21 protein-coding genes and 2 riboswitches are annotated in these 17001 nt (G+C 36.1%); of the genes, 13 read left to right on the plus strand and 8 right to left on the minus strand.

Going from position 1 to position 17001, the window contains the following annotated elements; translation table 11 throughout:
- The 3 genes from G4Z05_RS07320 to G4Z05_RS07330 form a co-directional block, all read right to left on the minus strand.
- A partial coding sequence (locus G4Z05_RS07320; RefSeq protein ID WP_205597402.1) for a transposase occupies positions 1-478 on the minus strand: 478 nt, incomplete at its 3' end.
- A gap of 181 nt (positions 479-659) precedes the next feature.
- Positions 660-836: a DUF2759 domain-containing protein gene (locus tag G4Z05_RS07325; protein ID WP_038536131.1), complete on the minus strand. Its 177-nt coding sequence runs from the start codon at positions 834-836 to the stop codon at positions 660-662.
- 87 nt (positions 837-923) lie between these two features.
- Entirely contained in the window at positions 924-1415 is a 492-nt protein-coding gene (locus G4Z05_RS07330; protein ID WP_163251211.1) for a hypothetical protein, read from the minus strand.
- Positions 1416-1509: 94 nt separating this feature from the next.
- On the opposite strand from G4Z05_RS07330, the gene G4Z05_RS07335 reads away from it, so the two are divergent.
- Positions 1510-2145, plus strand: a complete 636-nt coding sequence (locus G4Z05_RS07335; RefSeq protein WP_163251212.1) for an MBL fold metallo-hydrolase — start codon at positions 1510-1512, stop codon at positions 2143-2145.
- Between the two features lie 214 nt (positions 2146-2359).
- Positions 2360-3454, plus strand: coding sequence for a class I SAM-dependent methyltransferase (locus G4Z05_RS07340; protein WP_163251213.1), 1095 nt, complete (start codon positions 2360-2362; stop codon positions 3452-3454).
- A gap of 128 nt (positions 3455-3582) precedes the next feature.
- Here G4Z05_RS07340 and G4Z05_RS07345 read toward each other — a convergent pair whose 3' ends face one another.
- Positions 3583-3831 carry a DUF2626 domain-containing protein gene (locus G4Z05_RS07345; RefSeq protein WP_038536121.1) on the minus strand — a complete coding sequence of 83 codons (249 nt, stop codon included), beginning with the start codon at positions 3829-3831 and terminating at the stop codon, positions 3583-3585.
- A gap of 85 nt (positions 3832-3916) precedes the next feature.
- The gene (locus G4Z05_RS07350) at positions 3917-4615 is read right to left on the minus strand and encodes a helix-turn-helix transcriptional regulator (RefSeq protein ID WP_163251214.1); all 699 of its coding nucleotides are present in this window, start codon (positions 4613-4615) and stop codon (positions 3917-3919) included.
- Positions 4616-5196: 581 nt separating this feature from the next.
- Between G4Z05_RS07350 and comGA the strand changes: the two genes are divergently transcribed.
- From comGA to G4Z05_RS07390, 8 genes are all read left to right on the plus strand, one after another.
- Entirely contained in the window at positions 5197-6273 is a 1077-nt protein-coding gene (comGA, locus tag G4Z05_RS07355) for a competence type IV pilus ATPase ComGA (RefSeq protein WP_338036749.1), read from the plus strand.
- Positions 6263-7297 carry a competence type IV pilus assembly protein ComGB gene (gene comGB / locus G4Z05_RS07360; RefSeq protein ID WP_327990089.1) on the plus strand — a complete coding sequence of 345 codons (1035 nt, stop codon included), beginning with the start codon at positions 6263-6265 and terminating at the stop codon, positions 7295-7297. The genes comGA and comGB overlap by 11 nt, the downstream gene beginning before the upstream one ends.
- A 16-nt stretch (positions 7298-7313) precedes the next feature.
- Positions 7314-7652, plus strand: coding sequence for a competence type IV pilus major pilin ComGC (gene comGC / locus G4Z05_RS07365; RefSeq protein WP_163251216.1), 339 nt, complete (start codon positions 7314-7316; stop codon positions 7650-7652).
- Positions 7649-8089, plus strand: coding sequence for a competence type IV pilus minor pilin ComGD (comGD, locus tag G4Z05_RS07370; protein ID WP_163251217.1), 441 nt, complete (start codon positions 7649-7651; stop codon positions 8087-8089). Before comGC ends, comGD begins: the two co-directional genes overlap by 4 nt.
- Positions 8073-8408: a competence type IV pilus minor pilin ComGE gene (gene comGE / locus G4Z05_RS07375; protein WP_163251218.1), complete on the plus strand. Its 336-nt coding sequence runs from the start codon at positions 8073-8075 to the stop codon at positions 8406-8408. The genes comGD and comGE overlap by 17 nt, the downstream gene beginning before the upstream one ends.
- Entirely contained in the window at positions 8353-8832 is a 480-nt protein-coding gene (gene comGF / locus G4Z05_RS07380) for a competence type IV pilus minor pilin ComGF (RefSeq protein WP_240465342.1), read from the plus strand. Before comGE ends, comGF begins: the two co-directional genes overlap by 56 nt.
- Complete coding sequence (gene comGG, locus G4Z05_RS07385) at positions 8829-9209, plus strand: competence type IV pilus minor pilin ComGG (RefSeq protein WP_163251219.1); 381 nt, start codon at positions 8829-8831, stop codon at positions 9207-9209. Before comGF ends, comGG begins: the two co-directional genes overlap by 4 nt.
- Before the next feature lie 63 nt (positions 9210-9272).
- Positions 9273-9455: a YqzE family protein gene (locus G4Z05_RS07390; protein ID WP_163251220.1), complete on the plus strand. Its 183-nt coding sequence runs from the start codon at positions 9273-9275 to the stop codon at positions 9453-9455.
- Positions 9456-9509: 54 nt separating this feature from the next.
- Here the strand turns inward: G4Z05_RS07390 and G4Z05_RS07395 are convergent, their stop codons facing one another.
- Both G4Z05_RS07395 and G4Z05_RS07400 read right to left on the minus strand, forming a co-directional pair.
- Entirely contained in the window at positions 9510-10304 is a 795-nt protein-coding gene (locus tag G4Z05_RS07395) for a YqhG family protein (protein WP_163251221.1), read from the minus strand.
- A complete protein-coding gene (locus G4Z05_RS07400; protein ID WP_163251222.1) occupies positions 10282-11970 on the minus strand; it encodes a DEAD/DEAH box helicase in 1689 nt (562 codons plus the stop codon). The genes G4Z05_RS07395 and G4Z05_RS07400 overlap by 23 nt, the downstream gene beginning before the upstream one ends.
- Before the next feature lie 150 nt (positions 11971-12120).
- Positions 12121-12209, plus strand: a riboswitch (glycine riboswitch).
- Between the two features lie 3 nt (positions 12210-12212).
- Positions 12213-12290, plus strand: a riboswitch (glycine riboswitch).
- Positions 12291-12420: 130 nt separating this feature from the next.
- Here G4Z05_RS07400 and gcvT point away from each other — a divergent pair.
- Genes gcvT through gcvPB form a run of 3 tightly spaced genes read left to right on the plus strand, consistent with a single transcriptional unit; the run spans position 12421 to position 16347 of the window.
- Entirely contained in the window at positions 12421-13527 is a 1107-nt protein-coding gene (gcvT, locus tag G4Z05_RS07405) for a glycine cleavage system aminomethyltransferase GcvT (protein ID WP_163251223.1), read from the plus strand.
- Between the two features lie 17 nt (positions 13528-13544).
- The gene (gene gcvPA / locus G4Z05_RS07410; protein ID WP_163251224.1) at positions 13545-14891 is read left to right on the plus strand and encodes an aminomethyl-transferring glycine dehydrogenase subunit GcvPA; all 1347 of its coding nucleotides are present in this window, start codon (positions 13545-13547) and stop codon (positions 14889-14891) included.
- Positions 14884-16347 (plus strand): aminomethyl-transferring glycine dehydrogenase subunit GcvPB, encoded by a 1464-nt coding sequence (gcvPB, locus tag G4Z05_RS07415; RefSeq protein ID WP_163251225.1) that lies wholly within the window; start codon positions 14884-14886, stop codon positions 16345-16347. Before gcvPA ends, gcvPB begins: the two co-directional genes overlap by 8 nt.
- A 264-nt stretch (positions 16348-16611) precedes the next feature.
- Here gcvPB and G4Z05_RS07420 read toward each other — a convergent pair whose 3' ends face one another.
- Complete coding sequence (locus G4Z05_RS07420; RefSeq protein WP_163251226.1) at positions 16612-16995, minus strand: rhodanese-like domain-containing protein; 384 nt, start codon at positions 16993-16995, stop codon at positions 16612-16614.
- Positions 16996-17001: the final 6 nt, after the last annotated feature.

Consider the following 17001-nt stretch of genomic DNA (forward strand, 5'->3'; position numbering starts at 1 on the left):
ATTTACGTTTATTTGCACTTGCTTTAACATGCGTAGAATCAATAAATACATGTTCAGCACTAATCAACTTTTTATCAGAAGCTTCTTTTAGAATGCGGTAGAAGATTTTTTGAAATAGATCTGTATCCTTGAAACGTCTTTCATAGTTTTTTCCGAAGGTTGAGAAGTGGGGGACTTTATCATGAAACCCAAAACCTAAGAACCAACGATAAGCAAGGTTTGTTTCAATTTCTTCAATAGTTTTGCGCATAGAGCGAATACCGAAGGTATATTGAATAAAAGCCATCTTAATTAATACAACAGGGTCAATACTTGGACGACCACGTTCAGATGAATACATATTCTCAACTAATTTATATATAAATGAAAAATCAATAGCAGCTTCTATCTTACGAACCAAGTGATTTTCAGGAACCAGCTGGTCTAAAGTAATCATTTCTAATTGATCTCGATTTACTTGTGTATTTTTAGTAAGCATTTCAATATCACCTCGATATTCTATGACATAATTATACAAAAAATGTCGACAAAATCCTTTAAAAAAGGATTTTGTCGACAGTCTGAAACCTGTTTCATTACAGGTTTTTTTTCTTTTAAGGTAAGAAAGTAAAAATTCGTAAACTTTCCTTCTATAAAAAAAAGACTGTCTATTGACAGTCTTAGTGTGTACCAGTAGGGTAACCAGAATTAATGAAGGTCATAACTGTAAACCAGCCGAAAACTGCGAATGATGCTAACCCCCAAAATGCACCTAAAAGATTTTTATTTTTTAATGCACTGAATGTACCATATCCAGCTAGTAGAGTCACTAACGCAAAAATAATAACCAATCCCATGAATAGTCCCCCTTTTTTGTTAGTTGCAAATCGTTTAATCCTACTTTAGACCATTATGTATCATATTATTTACAATCCTATATTATTTTATATTTTTTTCTCTCGTTTGTCGAGGGTAAAAAAGATGTTGATATGATAGGCTATAGCAATATTTTGCATTAATTCTTTGTTATGTAATTCAATGAAAAAAATATCTTTGTCATTTTCAGATGTTGAAAATACTAAATGCTCTTCGAATTGGTACTTTGCCATTAAGAGTTCATTTTTATTTTTACCTGTTATGTAAAACGAAATCAAATCATCTGTAAACAAACAATACGTTTCACGATCAAGCTGAATTGCATAATCTTCAAAGTATGGGCCTTTCGTTCCTTTGGAAACAATTTGTGCTAGATGAAGATGTTCAAATAGATTGGTAGTATGCAAAATTTCTTTTGCGAGCAATGCTTCTTCCCTTTGTAGATAAATAAACATATTATTTGAATGCCAATCAATAGCTGTTTCCGAAAATAGTAAATGAATCAATTCCGGAAATTGTTCGATTTCTGCTTTCGCTTCAACTGCAATGGCTGATTTCATCTTATACAACCCTTTCAAACAAAGTGATTTCTTCTCTTAATCATAGGTAATGGTGTAAAATAATTGTAGCGCAATTAGTTTGGAGGTAAAAGAAATGAAATGGCAGCAAATACCTTTAGGAATTATTCAAACAAATTGTTACATAATTGAAGGCACGAATAAAACCTGCTTAATTGTGGATCCGGGCGATGAAGGGAATAAATTGATAAATCTTATAAAAAGCAAGGGGCTAACACCTTTGGCAATTCTGTTAACTCATGCTCATTTTGATCATATTGGTGCGGTTGATGACATTAGAAATACATACAAAATACCGGTTTATGTTCATAAGCTAGAGGAAAAATGGCTCGAAGATCCGATTCTGAATGCATCACAGTCTTTTCCATCAATTGGAACAGTAAAAATACATCCTGCTGATCATCTGATAATGGATGAAGGGGTTATGAAAATAGGAGATTTTGAATTCCAAGTTTTTCATACACCTGGTCATTCACCTGGCAGTGTATCCTATTATTTTGAGAAAGAAGGATTTGTGATTTCTGGGGATGCCTTATTTCAAGGGAGTATTGGCAGAACAGACCTACCAGGTGGTAATCAATCACAACTATTACAAAGCATCCATAATAAATTGCTAACCCTTCCAGAAGATACCTATGTATTATCGGGACATGGTCCAATTACTACGATTATCGATGAAATGGATAGTAACCCTTTTTTAAATGGTTATTAAAGTGGGTTTGAATAAATCGTTTATCATGGTCAACGGATAAATGGGTCCAAATGAGTGAGCGGGTTATAAAATAAAGAAAGTCTCTTCTCAGCGAGAAGAGACTTCCTGGGGGATGTTCTATTCATATAATGGGAGGGGATATTGTTAAGCTACTATACTAACAATATAATAAAGTTTACACTATGTCAATAGTGTTTAATCGTGAGGAGTTCATATGATTTCATATATTCATCAATTAATCACCAATTCACCGAACCAATTGATTACATATGCTGAATTTATTTATACCTCCCTATATCACCCTGAGTTTGGCTATTATATGAGGGATAGGAAAAAAATAGGAAAACAGGGGGATTTTATTACTACAAGTAATATTTCTGATATTTATGGTCGACAAGTAGCAAAGTGGGCCTCCGCGATATACCAAAAAACTGGCCTCCCAGCCGTCTTCTGTGAAATAGGAGCCGGTAACGGTCGGTTTGCTGAGGCATTTCTTCGTGAGTGGGAAGAATGTTCAAATGTACCATTAAAATATTATATGGTGGAAACGAGTCCCTATCATCGAGAACGGCAAAGAGAATTGCTCCGAAATAATCCAGTAATCGTACAGTTTGAGTCTCTTAAAGAAATGGGACCGATCGAAGGTATTGTATTTTCCAATGAACTTTTTGATGCACTGCCTGTGCATGTTATCGAAAAACATGATGACCGACTATTTGAAGTGATGATTGGGATAGATGAAAATGGACTTTATGAGAAAAAAATACCATTATCCAACCCATCGATTTTAACTTTTTTGCAAGAAAGCGGGATAACCTTAATGGATAATCAAAGGATTGAAATTCCGTTAGCCATGGAGAATTTACTCTTTGACATTTCTCAAAATCTGATCAGTGGTTTGGTCGTGACAGCAGATTATGGCTATACAAATGAGGAATGGATGGATCCAAGAAGGATGGAGGGAAGTTTAAGAGGATATTTCCAGCATAAAATGGTAGGAAATATTCTGCAAAACCCAGGAGAAATGGATATAACGACTCATATTCATTTTGATTCTTTTATTCAAAAAGGGGAAAAAGTGGACTTGCAATTTGTAACAAAGCTGAGACAGGATGAATTTTTGATAAAGACTGGAATTCTTCAGGAATTAGAAAATCATTACGATCCTAATCCTTTTTCAGAAATTAGTAAGCGAAACAGGGCGATACGAAGTTTAATTATGCCTTCCGGAATAAGTAGTTTTTTTCATATCATTATTCAAAAAAAACAGCTACCTGTCTCTGAACAACAATTATTTAATATAAAATAATGAAAAAAACGCCGAAATATTGACGGCGTTTTTTTAATGAAAAGATTTAGAGTACAACTTTTTGGTTCGCGCCAGCCAATTTTCATTTTAAGTAACTTTCTGTTTAATAGGCGCTTTCTTTTTACTTATTAATGACCACCGGCTCCACCAAGCGGCATCATAAACGTAGTCCAATATGTGAAACCAGCGAAGAATATAGTTAAATATGCTCCGAACACATACATGTACATACGTTCAGAAAGTTTTAGATAGCTAAGTAATACGAAAAATCCTGTTTGGGCTAAGAAAAGCATTGCTGTTTTATCCATGTCTCCAAGGTAGAACATGATTGTAAAAATGCCCGTCCAGAAACCACATACTCTGAACATGCGATCCATATGTATCCCTCCTTGTATCTCTAAGAATCCCATCATTACCATATTATAAAGTAAAAGGTTACATCATGTAAATAATGGTTTCAAATTAGTTTGAGACAAGTGCTTGATAGGAGCAAGTGTCACATCCAGTAAACATATTTTCCATTTCAATTAATTCAACTGAATTAAATAGGGATTCAAACATCCCTTTCAAAAATTCTTGATGCATGTTGCAAACGATATTTGGATGTTCTCCAGCTATTTCTTTAAATGGACAGTTATAAATCCGGAAGAAAATTTTTGTTTTTTCGCCATTTACTTCAAATTCGGGGTAAAAACCTGCTAGTGTAGCTGCATTCTTTAATATACTTAGCTTTTCGTCAAAATCTAATTCATCCCCGTTTTTTCTTTTTGCCTTTTCTTGCTCGATTAATTCCATGCCAAATTTTTTGCCTGTTATAAAAAGTGCCTCTCTTCCCTTATCTCCAAGAGTGAGCATCGTTTGAATGGCTACCTTTGATAAAAGCATGTAATCGCGGAATGGAAAATACAATTGGATAACATCGTTAGATAATCGATACAGTCTACTAGGTCTTCCACCTTTTCCAGTTTTTTTTGTTTCTGATATAAGCATGTTCACATCTTCAAGCTTTGAAAGATGTAATCGTGCAACATTTGGGTGGATTTGAAAATGATCAGCAATCTCTTGAACAGTTACCTCTTTATGACTTTTAATAATGTATTGATAAATATAATATCTAGTTGGATCTGACAAAACATTGGTTATCTTTAAAGTTTGTTCCATCTCGGTTCACCTCGGACCCCCTTGATTTATTCCATTATAATATAGCTAATGGTATGAGGGAATGACGTTTATAACGTAACCACTATAAGTTTAGAAAATGTTCACAATTTCCCACGATTGTCGGAAAAAAATAAGAAGGTTCGACCAATTCATCCTATCTTTTGACTTAACATTGATTCGCCTCATCTCTCGTGTTTCCTTTATCTCAGTTGGAGGCCACTACAAGGAAGGGCTCGGAAGGAATAGCATCGCACGACCGAAATTGATAGCTGTTAGGATGAGGTCATACGCCGCTGCGCAGGGGGCTTACGCTTTTCTATCAAAGATAAGTAAGCACTATCTTGACCTAGACGAATGTCTAGCTCCAGCCCCCTAGCGTCTAGTGCCCTTCGGTCTCCGCCCTACGATAAGTCAACATCGAGTCGCCTTGGCTCCTCGTGTTTCCTTTATCTCAGTTGGAGTACCTCCAGGTCATACGCCGCTGGGCAGGGGGCTTATGCTTTTCTTATAAAAATTTTTTCGAAAAAAGGAGGAAATGAATGAATGGTGTCGAATATCAATAATGACAAAGTAAAAAGGTGGTGGTAGCTATTGTTAGCTCAATTGAAATTTTAGCAAATAGGATTATTACAGATGCAGCTAGAAATCACGCAACAGACATTCATATCATCCCCCGCAAGGATGACACCCTAGTTCAAATCCGTTTAACAAACAAACTTATTCCTCGCTTAACTCTTCCTAAAGATGAATGTGACAAACTTATTTCCCATTTTAAATTTACAGCTAATATGGACATCGGCGAAAGAAGACGTCCTCAGAGTGGAGCAATTTTTTGTAAGGTGAACGGACAATTAATGGGTCTTAGGTTATCTACTCTTCCTTCTAACAATCGGGAAAGTCTTGTGATCAGGCTTTTGCCTCAGCAGGAACAAATCCCATTTCATCAACTATCACTTTTCCCTTCAATGACTCGCAAACTATTGGCACTCCTCAAACATGCTCATGGTTTAATTATTTTTACCGGACCAACTGGCAGTGGTAAAACAACTACCCTTTATTCCTTATTAAATGAAACTGCCCACCTATTTCATCGGAATGTAATTACTCTTGAAGATCCGATAGAAAAAAATTATGACTCGGTACTCCAAGTACAGGTAAACGAAAAAGCAGGTGTGACATATGCAGCAGGGTTAAAGGCGATTTTGCGCCATGACCCAGATATTATTATGGTGGGTGAAATCCGTGATGCTGAAACAGCAAGAATCGCAGTCAGGGCTTCTTTAACGGGACATTTAGTGCTTAGCACAATGCATACAAGGGATGCAAAAGGCGCAGTTTTTCGTTTGCATGAGTTTGGGGTAAATTGGTTGGAAGTGGAGCAAACCTTAATAGCAGTTACAGGACAAAGATTAGTTGAATTAACATGTCCATTTTGTAATGGGGAATGTTCTCCATTTTGTTATTCCTATGGGAGATGGAAGCGTGCAAGTGTCTTTGAGTTGTTGTCGGGGCGAAATTTAAGTGCAGTAATGAAGGCAGCCAGGGGAGAAGAGTCAGAAACGAATTATCGCACATTAAAACAAGTGATTAATAAAGGAATTGCCTTAGGCTATATTAAAGAATCTGAATATGATCGGTTGGTTTATGATGATGCGTAGACGTAAATGGACAATGAATGAACAAGCTAACTTTTTGAAAAGAATTGGTGAACTTCTAGCCCGAGGATACCCAACCGCTGAAGCCATTGAATCCATATCATTGCATTTCCCTCCTAACCGTAAGGAGGAGTTACATAGCTGCTTAGAAGATTTAAGGAATGGGTTCCCATTTCATGATTGTTTAGAAAAAATGGGATTTCATAGAGATTTAATTGGTTATGTCTATTTCGCTGAGCAGCATGGTAGTTTTTCTGAGGCACTTATGGAAGGTAGCAGCCTTGCATTAATGAAGGATAAAGATTTACGCAAATTAATAAAGTTGTTGCAATATCCTTTGCTGCTAATGTGTATTACTGTTTTTTTATTTATATTTGTTCAGAAAACACTATTGCCGCGATTTACTACACTGTTTAGTACACTGGGGCTAGAAGCGAATTTCTTTACTAAAGTGATTTATGCTTTTGATGTATTTTTCCCCGTTATGATGCTCATCTTGCTTGCCATTATTATATTAATGGCAATTTATTACTATTTTTTCTTCAAAAAATACTCCATTTTAAAGCAGCGTTCGTTGCTTATTCGACTGCCAATTATAGGTAGAATCTTCAAATTGCTGTTTACCCATTATTTTTCCATCCAATTAAGTTTTCTGTTATCCGGAGGTATTTCTGTTTCTGAAGCACTTAAGATTTTTGAACAAAACAAAAAACAGCCTTTCTATAGTCAGCTTGGAAAAGAGATTAAATGGAGACTGGTTAGTGGCAATCATTTAGATCAAATATTGGCGTCATTTTCTTTTTTTGAAAAGGAATTTCCGATGATTGTCAAACACGGTCAGGAAAACGGAAAGTTGGAACAGGAATTACTATTTTTCAGCAAGCATTGTGTGACCATGATGGAGGAATTAATTGAAAAGAGGCTAAAAACAATCCAACCTATTTTATATTTGTTTATCGGTGTACTAGTTGTTTCTATGTATTTAGCAATCTTATTACCAATGTTTCATTTACTTGATGGAATGTAATGATGGAGGTATACAAATGAAACGGATTTATGTAACAAACGAACATGGTTTTACATTAATTGAGATGATGATCGTTATGCTGGTTATTTCCATCCTATTAATCGTAACCATACCAAATGTGGGAAAACATAATTCGAATATTAATAAAAAAGGCTGTGATGCCTATGTAAAAATGGTCCAATCCCAGGTGGAAGCATATAAAATGGATAAAAACAAGGTGCCCACACTTGAGGAACTTAAATCTGAAGGATATTTAAACGATACAAAGGGTTGTCCAAATGGAAAACAGATTGAAATAGATGCGGAAGGTAATGTTTCTGTTAGCTCAACAGGTACTGGCGCTGGCTCATCATGAAGAATGACCAGAGAGGATTTACTTTAGTTGAATCATTAGTAGTTTTATCGATATTTATCCTGCTTTCATCAGTAACCGTTTTTTCTTTAAAACCACAATATTCTTCTATGGATGAAAAAGCATTTTTCACCCAATTAAAGGCTGATTTATATTATGCTCAAACCTATGCAATCTCTCATCAACAGGAAGTATCCGTTTCGATTTTTCCAAATCAATTTCAATACATTATTTGGGTGAGGCCGAACGAAAAGCCTATAATTAAAAGAAACTATTCCACAAATTTATATCTTAAAGAAGGATCAATTCCTTTGGCATTCAAGTTTCTTCAAGATGGAAATATTGATAAATTTGGTTCATTTTATATTCAATCGGAAAAAAAGACATATCGAATGACATTTTTAATAGGAAAAGGCAGATTTTATGTTACAGAGCAATAAAGGTTTCTTCTTACTTGAACTACTATTATCATTGTCCATCATATTTATGATTTCATTGTATTTTATTCCACTTTGGATAAATCTAAAGGAACAATCAAAAAAGCTTGAGATTGAAAATAAGCTTCGTCAGATTGTTTATGAACAGCTGCAAGCAAAAATCATGGATGATCAATTACCACAGAATTATAGGATAAATGAAAATGGTGTTGAATTTTATGTATATTGGCGGGAGGCATCTGGCCTAATGGAGGTGTGTGTAAGAGTTGAGAATCATCCACCATATCCCGTTACGAAAGAAATATGCGGTTTACTCGAATGAAAAGGCTTTTACATTAATTGAAGTCCTTTATGCCCTCGCTATTTTTTCAATTATTATCTTTTTTATACAACCTGTATTGCAAATGATTCTAGATCATCGAGATTCTGATGTTACCTTACAGAATATGGAGTGGCAGGTCTTTTGTGCACAATTGAAAAAAGAGATCCGCTTTGCAAGTCATGTAGAGGTTGTCTCTGGAAAGCTATTTTTAAAAAAGGATAATGAAACGGTCATATATGAGCAATATGGTTCAAATCTAAGAAGGAGAGTTAACTTTACTGGCCATGAAATCGTCCTTCAGAATGTGGACCAATATTCTTTTAGTCTCCAGAGAAATGCCGTGAAAGTGACAGTTAAGCATCTCAATGGAAAAGTCCAATCATTTATTGGTTATTCTCTAATTAATAGGGATACATCCGCATGATAAACAATGAAAAGGGATTTACCTATCCAATCACATTATGCCTGCTCATCATATTTCTGCTGTTTTTTTCTATGCATACACAAAAATTGCTAACTGAAAGAAAAATGAGTGTAGAAACGGCATTAATTCTCCAACAGGAATATTATTTTCTGTCATCAGTAAAAAAGGTTGAAAATATGTATCAAAGCACGGGAACCATTCCGCCAAGTGGATCAATACCATTTCAGAAAGGAATCATGAAATATCAAACGGAACCACCTATGGAACATTTACTAAAGGTAAACTTCACACTTTCACTTCAATCAGGTGAAACCCTCTTAGGCAAAGGGTATTTTGATATGAGGACAAAAAGATTAACAAGATGGACTGTATTTTAGTAACCGTTTAAAATTCACAGAAATGGGCATACTTGTTAATGTAAATTAAAGGCAGGTGTGTCTATGAAAACAAACGATTATATTAAATACATGACTCAAACTATTGTTAAATATGTGGATCAGCCAAAAGATGAACGCAGGCGGATTCGATTAGAGAAAAAACAGAGAAAAGCGTCATTTTGGTATCGTTGGTTTGGGATATTACCTTATATTCTCTATTCTGAAATTAAAAGAGGAAGAAAATAAGAATGAATGAGTGAACCCGCAAGTTTACAAGACAGAACTTGCGGGTATTCTTGTTTATATGGCTTTATCCGTTAAGTAAAAAAGGCCTCCATTAATAAATGAAATATGAATCTTTGGTTCATATTGCTCCTGTAATGCCTTTTTTTCTATTTCATAACTTTCTGCTGCTTCTTCATTGGCATCTTCATAAAAATGGTCTAAAAGTTTTAAATCGTTGTCCCATCGTTCTATTGCTTCGTCCGCCCATGTGTGATCTTCACTATCGATAGCCGATTTTAAGTATCGTTCAATTCTCAGCATACCGCTTTTTGGTTTCACAAGCGGTGATAAGGTAAAAGAGTAATCAGGGATTTTTGGGGTTAAAGGTATATTTAATAGCTGATCATGAAAATTTTCTACCATTCTTCCGTTAATTAATTGAAGGCCAATGGATTTAAACACATCACGCTTTCTGTCACATTGATAAGAGATTTTCACATTTATGCAAAGCCAGGGATATAAAGCAGTTTGTTGATTTCGGTTCTGATGATTTTCATAAAGCCGAATATACCTGGCCAATTTTTTGGTTGATTCAAAAATTTGATGAAGCCGGGGAGAACCGAAATGAATGACTTCTCCTTTAATTTTTTCTGGTGCCATTTTTTGATCGGTAATAAGGGTAAGTCTCATTGGATTAGGGATTCCCCCTGTTTTCTCTAAATAGTGCCAGTAAAAGGGACGATTCATTAATTCTTTATCCATTTCTACTGTTAATTGGACAGTCATATAGCCGGGCTTATTATCAATGATAGGACATTCATTTGCACGAAAGTAGCTTAAAAGAAAGTTATGAATTTCCTGCTGCTGCATGATTATCACCCTCCTTTAATTGTTGGGCAAATTCGATCATTGAAGAGAGGTTATCCATTTTAATTCGCATTTCTCCTTCAGAATGGGAATTGCTGAAGATATCTATTAAATGATCTTCAATATTGCCGAATTCTAATTTTGTTAATATATCATCTAACTCTCCAATCACTTTCTCAAATAATTCAATTTTCTCATATAATAGTTTTAAAATATGTTCTTCTACTGTATTTTTGATGGCAAAATTATAGATCATAACATCTTTTTCTTGTCCTAAACGATGGATACGGCCAATTCGCTGTTCCAGCCTCATTGGATTCCAAGGCAAGTCGAAGTTGATGATATGATTGCAAAATTGCAAATTAATTCCCTCGCCTCCTGCTTCCGTTGCAATAAGGACTTGTGCATGTTTCTGAAATAGTTCACGCATCCAATCTTTTTTTCCCCGCTTGAAACCACCGCGGAAGGGAACAGAGGTAATGCCGTTTTGTTTTAAAAACCATTGAAGATAAAGTTGGGTTGCCCGATATTCAGTAAAAATAATGACCTTATCATTAATTTTTTGAATCAATTCAAGGGCTTTTTCCGCTTTAGAATTCCGTTTAACGGCTTCTACTTTTTTAATTAAGAAATCAATTTGATTTTGAAAGGATTGGGATGGATCCTCTTTTTTTTGTAGCATGTTTTTCAATGTATAAAAAACAGCCTCTCTACTTGAGCATGCTTCTCGCTGTAGTGTCATAACAGAGAAACTACTTGTTTGAAACCATTCCCCTATGTCCTTTAGTTGTGAAATAGAGTTGTAAAGATCCCATTCTTCATCCGAAAATTCAATCGGTATCGTTTCAACATGCCGCTTCGTCCATTTAATTCCCGTATCAGCCCTCCGATTCCGGATCATCACCTTATTTACAAGTTCTTTTAAATGCTCATCATCATTTAAGGAACGTGAGTCTCGTTTGTATTTTTCATAAAACACGCTCTCACTCCCTAAATGTCCCGGTTTTAACAAAGATACGAGATTAAAGATTTCTTCAATTCGATTTTGAATGGGTGTAGCAGTAAGTAATAAACAAAATTTCTTTTTTAAATTTTGTACAAATTCGTAGTTTTTTGTTTTATTATTTTTTAATTTATGGGCTTCATCGATAATAACAAGATCATAATTTTGCTTGTAAATAATATCTCGATGGGGATTCCGCTTCGCAGTGTCGATCGAAGAAACAATCACATCACATTGGTCCCATACATAGCTTTTTCTTTGGGTGACTGCAGGGATATAAAATTTATTGTTTAACTCTTGTGCCCACTGTGTGACTAAGGAAGCTGGAACAAGAATGAGTGCTTTCTTTACTAAACCGCGAATCATATATTCTTTTAATATTAAACCTGCTTCAATTGTCTTACCGAGTCCAACTTCATCAGCAAGAATAGCTTTTCCGTTCATATTTTCAATCACTTGTTTAGCAGTTTCTAATTGATGAGGTAACGGGGTGAGATTTGGTAAATAATTTGGTGCCTGTAAACCTTCAAATTCAGGTATGACCAAATGCTTTTCTACCATGATAGCGAGTTTAAATAATTCCCAATTTCCCCATGGACCGTCATGGTCTATTTTATGCAAAAAATCATCCTGCCAGGTGGAATCAAATTGAATTTCAATTGTCATTTTTTCAGCTCCTTTTCACCCAAAAATTATTGCCCAATATAATGTTTTAATGGTAGGATGATAATAGTGAAAGTTTTAAATTTTTGAATAAGAAAATCTATATGTAACGTATAGTTAGTATGACCCAATTGGAAAATATTATAATAGCGAATGAAAACAAGGGGAGAGACTACCTTTGTAGCGCCGAAGGAGCAAGCATCTGTTGTGAATCTCTCAGGCAAAAGAACTCTTGTTGGACGCAGCTCTGGAGAGTGCTGGTAAGTTAAGCAGCCACCAAAGGGGAAAGCCAATTAGGTAAACTTTCAGGTGAAAGGACAGAGACCTTCTATATTGATAAAGGGGGTTTTCTGTCCTTTTTTGTGTTAATAGTTTCCCTTAAACAAATTGGGCTTACCTTGTACTTGAGACTTTATTTCAAATTTTGCTTATAGAACGAAGGGGGATTTTTAAATGACTGAGTTAAAACGAACTCCGCTTTTTGAACTTTATAAGGAATATGGTGGAAAAACAATTGATTTTGGGGGATGGGAGCTTCCAGTTCAATTCTCAAGTATAAAAGAGGAGCATGAAGCCGTCCGTACAAAGGCTGGTTTATTCGATGTTTCCCATATGGGGGAGATTGAAGTCAAAGGTTCTGATAGCCTGGAATATTTACAAAAAATGATGACAAATGATATTTCAAAAATCAAAAATGGTGGCGCTCAATATACGGCTATGTGCTATGAAAACGGTGGTACGGTTGACGATCTTTTAGTCTACAAAATAGAAGATAATCATTACTTACTAGTCGTGAATGCGTCGAATATTGATAAGGATTATAAATGGCTTGAAAAGCATCTAGAAGGGGATGTAACTCTCGAAAATATATCAGAGAAAACAGCTCAGCTAGCTCTGCAGGGGCCACTTGCTGAAAAAGTGTTACAAAAACTTGCAGGCGAACAAGATTTAAGTCAAATCGGTTTCTTTAAATTTAAACAGGATGTAGTCTTAGCTGGCAAAAAAGTTCTCATTTCTAGAACTGGTTATACCGGTGAAGATGGTTTTGAAATTTATTGTGATGCTAAAGATGCCGAAGAATTATGGAGAGCAATTTTAGAGGCTGGAAAAGAAGAGGGTGTTGTTCCTTGTGGTTTAGGTGCACGAGATACCCTTCGTTTTGAAGCAAACTTAGCCTTATATGGACAAGAATTGACTCCGGAAATTTCACCGCTTGAGGCAGGGATAGGCTTTGCTGTCAAAATAAATAAAGAAGCCGATTTTATTGGTAAAGAAGCTTTAAAACAACAAAAAGAACAAGGTTTAACTAGAAAAATAGTAGGTATTGAGATGATTGATCGAGGGATTCCACGTCATGGATATCCAGTGTTTAAAGGTGAGGCTCAAATTGGTGAAGTGACTACAGGTACCCAATCTCCAACATTAAAGAAAAATGTGGGTCTTGCTCTTATTTCCGCGGAATATGCAGGGATTGATTCCGAGGTAGAGGTAGAAATTCGTGGAAAACGATTAAAGGCAAAAGTAGTTCCAACACCTTTTTATAAAAGAGAAAAGAAATAGCTGAAAGGAGAATTGGTATGCAACATCGCTACTTACCGATGACAGAACAAGATAAGAAAGCCATGCTTGAGACAATTGGTGTTTCTAGTGTTGAAGAATTATTCAGCGATATTCCTGAAAAAGTTAGATTTAAAGGTGAGTATAAAATTAAGCCAGCAAAATCAGAGACAGCTCTAATGAAAGAGTTATTTCAGTTGGCAGGGAAAAATGCAGACTTAAAAACAAATATTTCTTTTTTAGGTGCGGGAGTATATGACCACTATATGCCGGTGATTGTGGATCACGTGATATCAAGATCTGAGTTCTATACAGCATATACCCCATATCAGCCGGAAATTTCTCAAGGAGAACTGCAAGCCATTTTTGAATTCCAAACGATGATTTGTGAACTAACAGGAATGGATGTTGCAAACTCCTCTATGTATGACGGTGGAACCGCTCTTGCTGAGGCAGCAATGCTGAGTGCTGGTCATACAAAACGGAAAACGATACTGGTTTCAAATGCGGTTCATCCGGAGTCTCGTGAGGTTCTTAAAACATATGCAAAGGGCCAATATCTTGAAGTAATCGAAATCCCAACAAAGGATGGAATTACAGATATAGAGGCATTAAAGGGTCTTATCAATAATGATGTAGCTGCTGTTATCGTCCAATATCCAAACTTTTTTGGCAGAATTGAACCTTTGAATGAATTTGAAGAGGTTATTCATGAAAATAAAGCGATGTTTGTTGTATCGAGTAACCCGTTATCTTTAGGAATTTTAACACCACCAGGAAAATTCGGTGCTGATATTGTTGTAGGGGATGCCCAACCGTTTGGAATCCCAACTGCTTTCGGTGGACCACACTGTGGTTATTTTGCCGTAACCAGTAAGTTAATGCGTAAAGTTCCAGGGCGTTTAGTTGGTCAAACAACAGATGATCAAGGCCGTCGTGGCTTCGTTTTAACCCTTCAGGCACGTGAACAGCATATTCGCCGTGATAAAGCAACTTCAAATATTTGCTCTAACCAAGCATTGAATGCTCTAGCCGCTTCAGTTGCGATGACCGCTCTTGGGAAAAAGGGAGTACGTGAAATGGCTGCTGCTAATTTGCAGAAAGCTCATTATGCAAAAACAGAGCTTAAAAAAGCGGGCTTTACAATTGTATATGATGGTCACTCTTTTAATGAGTTTATAGTGAAATTAAATAAACCGGTTAAAGAGGTAAATGCACAGTTGCTACAAAAAGGAATCATTGGCGGTTATGATTTAGGTCGTGATTACCCTGAATTGTCCAATCACATGCTTCTTGCTGTTACAGAACAAAGAACAAAGGATGAAATCGATACTTTAGTGAAAGAATTGGGGGATTTGCATGCATAACCAAGATCAGAAGCTGATTTTTGAAATAAGTACTCCAGGACGAGTCGGCTACAGTCTTCCTGAGATGGATGTTCCAGAGATAGATGTGAATTCTCTTCTACCAGAAGGATATTTACGTGAGGAGGAGCCGATGCTCCCAGAGGTTTCCGAGTTAGATATTATGCGTCACTATACGGCTCTTTCAAGAAGAAATCACGGGGTCGATTCAGGATTTTATCCTCTTGGTTCTTGTACAATGAAATATAATCCAAAAATCAATGAAAATGTCGCCCGCTATAATGGATTTGCTCATATTCATCCACTTCAGGATGAAAGTTCCGTTCAAGGGGCACTTGAGCTTTTATACGATCTTCAGCAACATTTAAAAGAGATTACTGGTATGGATGAAGTTACACTCCAGCCAGCAGCAGGAGCTCATGGGGAATGGACCGGTTTAATGATGATTCGCGCTTACCATGAAGCGAATGGTGATTTTAAACGTACAAAGGTTATTGTTCCTGACTCTGCACACGGAACAAACCCTGCTTCAGCTACAGTGGCAGGTTTAGAAACAATAACCGTTAAATCAAATGAAGATGGTCTTGTAGATTTAGAGGATTTAAGAAGAGTGGTTGGTGAAGACACAGCTGCACTAATGTTAACTAATCCGAATACACTTGGATTGTTTGAAGAACATATTGTGGAGATTGCTGAAATTATTCATGAAGCCGGCGGCAAGGTTTATTATGACGGTGCAAACCTAAACGCAGTGCTTTCTAAAGCAAGACCAGGAGATATGGGTTTTGATGTAGTGCATTTGAATCTTCATAAAACCTTTACTGGTCCTCACGGAGGAGGCGGTCCGGGTTCCGGCCCTGTTGGTGTAAAAGCTGATCTTATTCCATTCCTGCCAAAACCAGTTATCACTAAACGTGGTGATGAATATGTGTTAGATTATGACCGTCCTCAATCTATCGGACGAGTGAAACCGTATTATGGAAACTTTGGAATTAATGTCCGTGCCTACACATACATTCGTTCTATGGGGCCGGACGGTTTAAAAGCTGTCACAGAACATGCGGTGTTAAATGCAAACTACATGATGAGAAGGCTAGCTGAATATTATGATCTTCCATTTAATAAACATTGTAAACATGAATTTGTTTTAAGTGGAAAACGTCAGAAGAAGCTAGGGGTCCGTACGCTAGATATTGCCAAGCGCTTGCTTGATTTTGGATTCCATCCGCCTACCATCTACTTCCCATTAAATGTCGAAGAATGTATTATGATTGAACCAACCGAAACAGAATCAAAAGAAACGCTTGATTCATTTATTGATATTATGATCCAAATTGCGAAGGAAGCGGAAGAAAGTCCTGAAATCGTTCAAGAAGCCCCTCATACTACGGTCGTAGGCCGATTAGATGAAACAACAGCTGCTCGAAAACCTATTTTGAAATATCAAATGGCTGAATAAAAAAATGGGGATGATTCCTTGTTGAATCATCCCTTTTTAGTAGAAGAACTACTAATTTTTTGGGGTTAAATAGAATAGAAAAGTAAATATTTACGTTCTGTCTAAATATGTTAAAAAAGATGATGAGAATAACTTCAAAAAAATCTACTGATTTGATGTAGACCTTTTTTGCAACGCTTTACTAAATTATTTTCAAAGTTAATAATATACTTCGTTATGTTATGAAAAAAAGGTTCCTCGACGTAATGGGAACCTTTTTTGGCATTATTTTTTAGTTTTGATCTTTCCTGTCCATTTTTTAAATCCGCCCTGAAGCTGAGTGAGGTCTTTATAGCCTTTTTTATATAAAAACTGAGCTGCACGAGCACTGCGCAAACCACTTTGGCAGTACAAATAAACCGGCTTATCAGGACGAATCTCCTTTAGTCGCATGCGGAGCTGTGACATTGGGATATTACGAGCTCCTAAAATGTGACCGCCCTCAAACTCGTTTGGTTCACGTACATCAATTAGCTGTGCTTTTCGGTAGCCTGCACGAAATTCTTCCTCCGTAACCGTTTTTACAATTTTCTTTTGATAAAAATACGTAAAAATGGAATAGAGGATAATTACTCCTAAAATAATGAATAAAACATAAAGTGAATTCAACTTCTT

Origin of the sequence: Neobacillus thermocopriae (genome assembly GCF_010975035.1) — a bacterium.
Classification (GTDB): domain Bacteria; phylum Bacillota; class Bacilli; order Bacillales; family Cytobacillaceae; genus Neobacillus; species Neobacillus thermocopriae.